Source organism: Clostridium sp. UBA5988, from assembly GCF_002435615.1.
Classification (GTDB): domain Bacteria; phylum Bacillota; class Clostridia; order Clostridiales; family Clostridiaceae; genus Clostridium_J; species Clostridium_J sulfidigenes.
Genome location: NZ_DJBA01000029.1, coordinates 1 through 7,713 on the forward strand (window position 1 = coordinate 1; position 7,713 = coordinate 7,713).

General features: G+C 30.4%; 11 protein-coding genes. 2 read left to right on the forward strand and 9 right to left on the reverse strand.

Annotated elements, in window-relative coordinates; genetic code table 11:
- Window positions 1-214: 214 nt before the first annotated feature.
- From B3J31_RS07185 to B3J31_RS07225, 9 genes are all read right to left on the reverse strand, one after another.
- Window positions 215-832, reverse strand: a complete 618-nt coding sequence (locus B3J31_RS07185) for a cyclase family protein (protein WP_150844189.1) — start codon at window positions 830-832, stop codon at window positions 215-217.
- 128 nt (window positions 833-960) lie between these two features.
- Window positions 961-1,464: an AAA family ATPase gene (locus B3J31_RS07190; protein ID WP_150844188.1), complete on the reverse strand. Its 504-nt coding sequence runs from the start codon at window positions 1,462-1,464 to the stop codon at window positions 961-963.
- Window positions 1,465-1,656: 192 nt separating this feature from the next.
- A complete protein-coding gene (locus tag B3J31_RS07195; RefSeq protein WP_346873835.1) occupies window positions 1,657-3,102 on the reverse strand; it encodes a hypothetical protein in 1,446 nt (481 codons plus the stop codon).
- A complete protein-coding gene (locus B3J31_RS07200) occupies window positions 3,095-3,649 on the reverse strand; it encodes a sigma-70 family RNA polymerase sigma factor (protein WP_346867585.1) in 555 nt (184 codons plus the stop codon). Before B3J31_RS07200 ends, B3J31_RS07195 begins: the two co-directional genes overlap by 8 nt.
- A 626-nt stretch (window positions 3,650-4,275) precedes the next feature.
- Window positions 4,276-4,533: a DUF2642 domain-containing protein gene (locus B3J31_RS07205; RefSeq protein WP_207656737.1), complete on the reverse strand. Its 258-nt coding sequence runs from the start codon at window positions 4,531-4,533 to the stop codon at window positions 4,276-4,278.
- A gap of 230 nt (window positions 4,534-4,763) precedes the next feature.
- Window positions 4,764-4,898 carry a hypothetical protein gene (locus B3J31_RS07210; protein ID WP_346873836.1) on the reverse strand — a complete coding sequence of 45 codons (135 nt, stop codon included), beginning with the start codon at window positions 4,896-4,898 and terminating at the stop codon, window positions 4,764-4,766.
- Window positions 4,899-4,910: 12 nt separating this feature from the next.
- Entirely contained in the window at window positions 4,911-5,150 is a 240-nt protein-coding gene (locus tag B3J31_RS07215) for a hypothetical protein (protein WP_346873837.1), read from the reverse strand.
- 184 nt (window positions 5,151-5,334) lie between these two features.
- Complete coding sequence (locus B3J31_RS07220) at window positions 5,335-5,811, reverse strand: pyridoxamine 5'-phosphate oxidase family protein (protein ID WP_150844183.1); 477 nt, start codon at window positions 5,809-5,811, stop codon at window positions 5,335-5,337.
- A gap of 74 nt (window positions 5,812-5,885) precedes the next feature.
- Entirely contained in the window at window positions 5,886-6,503 is a 618-nt protein-coding gene (locus B3J31_RS07225; RefSeq protein WP_150844182.1) for a DUF6273 domain-containing protein, read from the reverse strand.
- A 613-nt stretch (window positions 6,504-7,116) separates the two neighbouring features.
- On the opposite strand from B3J31_RS07225, the gene B3J31_RS07230 reads away from it, so the two are divergent.
- Together B3J31_RS07230 and B3J31_RS17005 are read left to right on the forward strand one after the other, a co-directional pair.
- Entirely contained in the window at window positions 7,117-7,485 is a 369-nt protein-coding gene (locus B3J31_RS07230; protein ID WP_150844190.1) for a metalloregulator ArsR/SmtB family transcription factor, read from the forward strand.
- 175 nt (window positions 7,486-7,660) lie between these two features.
- Window positions 7,661-7,713 (forward strand): hypothetical protein (locus tag B3J31_RS17005; protein ID WP_414632867.1); only part of this gene is annotated, 53 nt, incomplete at its 3' end.

Consider the following 7,713-nt stretch of genomic DNA (forward strand, 5'->3'; position numbering starts at 1 on the left):
CAACCGCTATTGCGACAGCCCCATAATACGACCTCATCTAATCTATAAAAGCATAAATTCCTCCATAACTTCTTCAGCTAATTGGTTTTGATGCAGAAACAGATTATTTTCCTTAACATTTTGTAACCATAGCATATTAATACTATTTTTCTTATTTATAGTAGAGTTCTCAATATCGTTGTACTATCAATTTTTTGAATTAGTATTCTTAAATTTAAATCCTAGCTACAACTCTCACAGGGGATGCTTCCGCTTTTATTTTAAGAGGCAATGCAATAATCTCAAATTCATCTACATTCAATAAACTTCCGAGATTTTTCATATTTTCAATAATAAGAATATCTTTTTCTAGTAGCATTTTATGAACTTGAAAAGGGTATTTATCTGGAGATGGCAAGTCCATGCCAATCATCTTAATATTTCTATCTATAAAAAATTCAGCTAACTCTTTTTCTACTATGGGATGGCAATTAAAGTAATCATCGCATCCAAATTGGTTTTCAAACCCGGTATATAGAAGAACTATGCTATCCTTTTCTACAATATCTAAATACATCTTTTTCATTTTAATAACATCTTGGTTTCTAACATCAAGTAAACATCCTTTTCCAATAAACTTATCTGCTGGATAATCATCTATTAAAACATTACTATCTAACATGTGGCTGACAACATCAATATGAGTTCCAACATGCATACCAGTTTCTAGTTTCGTATCATTGTATTTGTCTTTAACCAAAAATCTATTTTGATATAACTTTAGTTCTTCATCGTAAGGATGAGTACTTAGTCCATTTTCTATGGTATAACTTAAATCAATATATTTAGCCATCTACATTCCCCTTTACAATTGTTAATATAGAATCTACAAACAAATCTCTAATCTCTTCAACCCCTCTTTGTGTAGCATCAATAAGGTCGTCTTTCCAACACCCGGTGCGGAGTTTAAAATTATAGCCTTCACTTTACAACATCCTGATAAACAATATTAACTATTTCAGTTAAGCTTAATTCTTTATGTATACATACCTCTGGAATCATACCTATTAAATCTTTTTCATTCCACCATTTTCTCATTTCTTTTTCCCCAAATTCATGTGCATTAGGTTTTTGTTTATGACGATTTAAAGTTTCTTCAAAAGGTATATTAAAGTAATATGCAAAAATTTGATTACCAAACTCATTATGTAAATTTTCAAATAGTTTTCTATACCACCTTGAATTTAAAATACCTTCTAAAATTACAATATTGCAATGCTTTTTCCCATATAGTACAAGTTCATTTAATAATTTAATTGCTTCTGTGTCAGGACCATCTTTCACAAACAACATTTCTCTTCTAACAACATCCTGTGATATTAACATGGTACCATGCCCAAATTTCTTTTGTAATGCCTTTGCTGTTGTAGTTTTACCACTTCCTGAATTGCCTCTTAGTATTATTAACTTAACCTCTTTATCCATCTATTACATGCCCTTTCAAATTGATTAATCTAACATTTTATACCATATATTAAAAATAAATATTATATAAACATTATTTACTATTAATTATACCATTTTATTGAAAACTGTATATTAAAATATTTTATCTTACTACCTAAGATAAGGACTATCTCAAAGTTTTTAAGATAGCCCTTATAGATTTTAATTTAATTACTTTAGCTTAACATAATTTCCAAGAGGAGTACCAACAGGCATGTGAATGTAAGCATCATCAATATGATCAGCGTCTACTACATAAATAAAATGTGCTTCTTTAGTTTCATGTGGTTTAAAATCACACAACATAAATTCCATCCCTTCATAAAAAGATATATACTCTGCATAATTTTTAAAGCCTAATTTATCAAGCTCTGTTTGATCAATTTCTGATTCTTTAGTTTCTTCTTTCTTAAATTGATCAAAATATATTGGTTCTCTAACTGCTGCAAGGTCACTAAGAATATCACGACTATTAGTAAAGGCTTCAAGGGTCCCATCTGATGCTTTCGTCCTAAGCTCAACTTGTGGATTAACTTCTTGGTTTATTAACTTCCTATCTGAATGATTTGTCAAGATTACAGTTACGTAAGCAAACTTTAATCCCGATGTTTCAGTAACTTTTTTCATTTCATTGTTTTCCCATTTAACAGAAATTCTTTCATAATCCTTTAATGTTCCGTCTTCATTTATCATTTTAGAATACTCATCATAGTTATTGAACTTACTTTTATCTAATGTAGGTAATTTATCCATAAATTTAGCGTCTTTTACAATATAACTTAGCTCACCATTAGCAGACTTTTTACCAGTTATTTCTTGCCCCATAGCACATATTCCATCAGCAGGAATTGGTAGATCAGTAGTGTCTCCTGTTATATCAATGGTTTCACCAGTAACTGGATTATATTGAACCATGAATTTTCCTGGAATTACTTCATATTTAATGTTTTCTGCTACCTTTTTAAGTTCTTCTAAAGAAATACCATTAAGTCCGCCAACTCTGATAATTTGTCCATCTTCTTCATAACATAAATCAATAGTACTGTCTCCATCTTCGTATGTTGTAATCAGTGCTTTTACACCACCAATAGTGGTTTCTTCTATACTTTTATATTTTGGTGGTTGATAAACATAATCGGATTGATATACTAATATCTCGCCACCTCCTGCAGAAGCGTCACCATTAAGGAAATACTTCGAATTGTCTCCTACATATTGCTCATATCCATCCGGAAGATAGCCTGGAGTTATATTTATTAGTGGTATTCCTTTGATAGGAACTTCTGATTGTGCCTCAACAGTAGTAATTCCTGTTTCTTCGTTCCTACTTGTAGTAAATATAATTCCTTTGTTTATTCCATAGGCTGTTACAGATAATGCTAAAGTTGCTGTAATGGCTGCAATAAGTACTATAGTCTTTTTCTTTGTCATTCCTTTCCTCTTTCTATTTGATATAGGAATAGGCTCTATACTATTTACCTTTTTAATCATTTTCATCTTCTCACTTTCATATTTTTTTGAGAAACCATGTGGTTCTGTAAATTTATCTAATTCTCCCATAGCATCTTCTTCACCTATAAGATACGCCATTCTATCAATATCAATTTTATTATCCATACAATTCATCTCCTATCATTTCTTTTTCCATCAGTTCTTTTAACAGCTTTCTTCCACGTTCATATCTTTTAGCTGCTGCCTTTTCACTGATATTTAATAATAGTGATATTTCCTTATAACTAAGTTCGTAATAACAACGATACCTAATTATCTCACGGTATTTTGATGGTAAACTAGAAAGTAATTGTACTACGATTTGTCTATCTTCTATTGTTTTTACATAAGCAATTCCTTGTTGATTTTCATTTATCACTGGCTCGTCTATGCCTTTAGCAAATAGTTCAGATTCTTTCCTATTCCTACGATATATATCAATTGCAACATTTTTTATTGTGTATGTTATTAATCGTTTTGTCTCTACACTTGCTACACTATTAATATCTTCAAGGTGTGGAATTAACTTTATAAATGCGTCCTGAACTGCATCTTCTGCTTGACCTTCATTATTTAAAATTGAATATGCAATGCCATACATTTTATATTCGTAAGCATCATAAAGCTGTTCTAACATGTTATTTTGAAAAATTTCATCTGACGAAGCTTTCACTTAATCACTCCTTATCCTTTAAGAGTACTCTCAACTAATATAACGAATGAAACTTAAATTTGCGACATTTTTATATTAAAAGTTTTTTTCTGATTTACTATAATTATTATATAACCATTTATTACATTTCTCATTTAATATTACTTATGATAAAGCATTTAGTCATAAAAATAGCTTTAGCCAATTTATATCAATGGCTAAAGCTATTTTTCACATTTATTTATACAGTGTATAAGTTCTGCTCACCAAATTAAAGATCTCGAGCATCACTTACGGTATGGTTCTTAACAACACTACAAGGTAAATTATACCATTTCACCCCTATATATATTCTAGATAATTATGGTATAATTTTAAAGTACAACTTAATAGTTGAATGTGGGCTACTGGTATCACTCACCTTTCTTGTTTAAGGAGGTGATATATGTGAGTAACGATACTTTAATGTTACTATTTCAGGCAGTATTATTTTTACTAGTACTACTAACTTTCATACTTTGCTTTGTATAAGTTCGATTAGCTAAATCATATATTAAAAATCTTACTTATATTACATCAATTTTTCATAAAAATAAACATATATAATTTATTTTATTTCAATACTTCACCCTTGTTATATTGTTCTACTAATTTGTTGGCATTACATGAACAATTTGTTGAATTCTAACAAAAAATACTGTATCACTATCATAGGATTTTACAACAACATGATCATACTTCACATCTGATAATATACCTTGTATATTCCCTCTAACTGTTTCAATAACTACAGATTCACCTATAATTGTTCTCAATACATCTACAACATAAGGATCTACTAGTGTTGTATACTGTATCGTTTGCCTGTTTTTAATCATCTGTTTTTGATATGATTCATTATTCATTTCCTTAACTCCAAATAAATTAAATTACTACACTATATAATATATAGGATATATAGTGAATGTTACTACTTTAATGCCTTTAAATATTTAGTTTTATAATAGTGATTAACTAAAGATGTCAGTTACCAGAGAAAGAGTTTGAATGTTTTATCCTCCTGACTATTGGTAAACTATTTCACTATAGTTAATGGTTAGCATTAGATATGTTTGATACTATTATAAAGTGTATATCAATGCCTAAATCTATAAACCGCACTTGGGCTTATAGGTATAGCATCAAATGCACTATGAATAGTATTTAGTACATCTCTATACCCAGCTATCTCACTTTCACTTCTATCTCTTGGCTCTATTTTGTTATCCATTAGTTCACGTAATCATTTATTTGAAGTATAAATACCTTCTATTCTATTAGATGATTCTGCACTTTGTATAATTGCTACATCTTTAAGTGTATTTAATACTTGAGGTGGTTGCTTTTTATATAAATCTTGCTTCCCCTCATATTCATTTATAGTAGTTAACATTTTATCATATACATAGTCATTTAAGTTAAAATGATTATATTTATTATGAAAATAATATATTATAAGTAGGAAACGCCTTCTCTCATTCATTGCAATGAGTAAGTTCGTCTAGCCAAATATAAAATTTTAAGCCTCACTTATGGTTGCAAATACACCAAAACCCAACAATAAACTGTTTAATGTTGGGTTTCAGAAAACTAAATTAGAAAATATTGATAATCAAGTGGTGTCATTTTTTTACTCTCAAGTTATAAATCGCTTATTCTTTACGGATTTATTTAACCGTTTTATTTATAAAATCAATTTCATACTGATGTTCACCGTATTTTTTTTCGTTGTCAGTAATCGTACCCTCTGTGAGAGAGATACGCAGAACGATTGAGTTAGGATTGTCTTCGTCGCCAACTTCATCGAACCAATCGAAAGTTTTTTTGAATTTCGCTCTGATTTCCGCATTCTTCTCGTCCTTGACCCAACCGAGATTTTCAGCCGTACCTTGGAACGCATACCAATCTAACCCACAGACAGAAACCTGGTTGTTCTTCTCAATTTGTAGCATTTTACTTTTTTTTGCATCCGTAGAAACATAAAATACACCGTCTTCATAATAAGCGCATACCATACGGACAGCAGGACGAGGATTACCGGCAGCGCTTGAGGATAGTGATATTGTGGCAAGGGCAATAACTTCCTCTTTGCCATTTCCACAACGTTCCTCCATAAGTTTCATTGCATTTTCATACTTGCTCATTTTTTAATTCTCCTTTAAATTTAATTATTTTATGCTGTAATTATAGTCAAGCCACTTTAAAAGTGACCCAAGATTTACAATTCAAGCTTTAGCCATAAAGCAGGACGAACACCGCCTGTACATTTGCCATCGCTGATGTTACCTTTCAATATGTTGTTGCCTTGTATACCTATATTACCGTCAGTCCCGAAGATGTACACGGCTTTTAAATTAACGCGACCGGGTGATCGAAGCCACCACCACCAACTCCATTCTTTACCCAGAAGTTTTGCTATTCGCTTACTGTTGTTTTCATCTTTTCTTTGAAACCAATATTTTTGATTTTTTCCTCGGTTATACAGTTTTGAAGTGCTATCACCAAAATATTTGCACACTTCCTCAATGCTTAATAAAAATATACTGTCTTCCGTATCTGCTCCGCCCTTTGAGCCATACCACTGATTATCAAGATTTTTATTTATTACCGGAATTATCCTTGATTTATCAGTTGCGTTGAATTTGTCATAAAATTCACCATTAAGATATTTTCTTAACGCGCAGTCAGCCCATGTTATATCTTTATAAGCATCATGGTAAGGGCGTTGTTCTATAATATCTTCGGTTATAATCAAAGCCGTATTGTTTTGTATGTCAAGCACACGCCAATTATAACCACCCAATGATAATGCTGAGTCGATTTTAATACCTTCCATTTAAGCACCTCTTTCTTTGTAATAGTTAATCTGCCTTACCCTTCTCCTTAAATTGATTAATAATTATTATATCTCACATAAATGATTTGGTAAATCATTGAAATAGAAAAATTTCTCAACTATGTTAAAAACTAATGTAAATCCGATTACAATATGGACTATATATCTTAAATTCTGATTAACGTAGAAAAAGCTACAGATTTTTATACAATCTGTAGCTTCATTTTTTAACCTTAATGGGGTACAGCCAACATTTCCGACAAAACCCACGCTAAGGACTAAATTGGATAATTATTTTATAATTCACCTACGTTAAGGTATAATAAATCATTGTATGAAATGGTATAATTTAGTTATCAGTTGCTGCAGAATGGCCATTTAAGACAAAGTAATCTTTATAATATTTTTCAGAGCATACTTTGTCTTTTTTATATGAACAGAGGTAGTGTAATTCAAATTTCTAACTATTGTACTAATATTAAGTTTTCTAGAATACTTGAATAATTATTCATATAACTATTGACATATAAGCAAACAAGGAATAGAATAAAAATATAACATATGAATAGATATTCAAGTGTTTGGGCGAGATGCTGTAAGAAGAGGTGATAATATGACTAAGAAAGTTAATACACCTGAAAGATGCGATTGCGATGTAATACATCAAGACGTTGTTAATCAGGTAAAAGATAAAATGCCTGAAGAAGAAACGTTTTATGATTTAGCAGATCTATTTAAAGTTTTTGGAGATTCTACACGAATCAAGATACTATGGGCTTTGGATGAAGCTGAAATGTGCGTTTGTGATATAGCAACCTTATTGAACATGACACAATCAGCAATTTCACATCAGCTGAGAGTCTTAAAGCAAGCTAATTTAGTGAAGAATAGAAAAGAAGGCAAAATAGTATATTATTCTCTGGATGATGATCACGTAAAGCAGGTATTTGATCAAGGTTTAATTCATATCAATGAGAACTAATATCAGGTTATAATAGAATATTTTTTCAGATAAGATATGAACATATATTTAAGTATTCATATTTAAAATGACTTGGAGTTTATAAAATAAAATCATAAATAATATTTAGGAGGATGGAATTATGAAAAAGAAATTTATACTTGAAGGTTTAGGATGTGCAAATTGCGCAGCAAAAATGGAGAAGGCTATTAATGAGCTTGATGGTATTAAGGAAGCTACTGTAAACTT

What these genes read in the sequence shown, in the direction of transcription:
- B3J31_RS07185 (WP_150844189.1), bottom strand. Translation starts at nt 832, where the DNA reads ATGGCTAAATATATTGATTTAAGTTATACCATAGAAAATGGACTAAGT.
- B3J31_RS07190 (WP_150844188.1), bottom strand. Translation starts at nt 1,464, where the DNA reads ATGGATAAAGAGGTTAAGTTAATAATACTAAGAGGCAATTCAGGAAGT.
- B3J31_RS07195 (WP_346873835.1), bottom strand. Translation starts at nt 3,102, where the DNA reads ATGGATAATAAAATTGATATTGATAGAATGGCGTATCTTATAGGTGAA.
- B3J31_RS07205 (WP_207656737.1), bottom strand. Translation starts at nt 4,533, where the DNA reads ATGAATAATGAATCATATCAAAAACAGATGATTAAAAACAGGCAAACG.
- B3J31_RS07210 (WP_346873836.1), bottom strand. Translation starts at nt 4,898, where the DNA reads ATGGATAACAAAATAGAGCCAAGAGATAGAAGTGAAAGTGAGATAGCT.
- B3J31_RS07215 (WP_346873837.1), bottom strand. Translation starts at nt 5,150, where the DNA reads ATGAATGAGAGAAGGCGTTTCCTACTTATAATATATTATTTTCATAAT.
- B3J31_RS07220 (WP_150844183.1), bottom strand. Translation starts at nt 5,811, where the DNA reads ATGAGCAAGTATGAAAATGCAATGAAACTTATGGAGGAACGTTGTGGA.
- B3J31_RS07225 (WP_150844182.1), bottom strand. Translation starts at nt 6,503, where the DNA reads ATGGAAGGTATTAAAATCGACTCAGCATTATCATTGGGTGGTTATAAT.
- B3J31_RS07230 (WP_150844190.1), top strand. Translation starts at nt 7,117, where the DNA reads ATGACTAAGAAAGTTAATACACCTGAAAGATGCGATTGCGATGTAATA.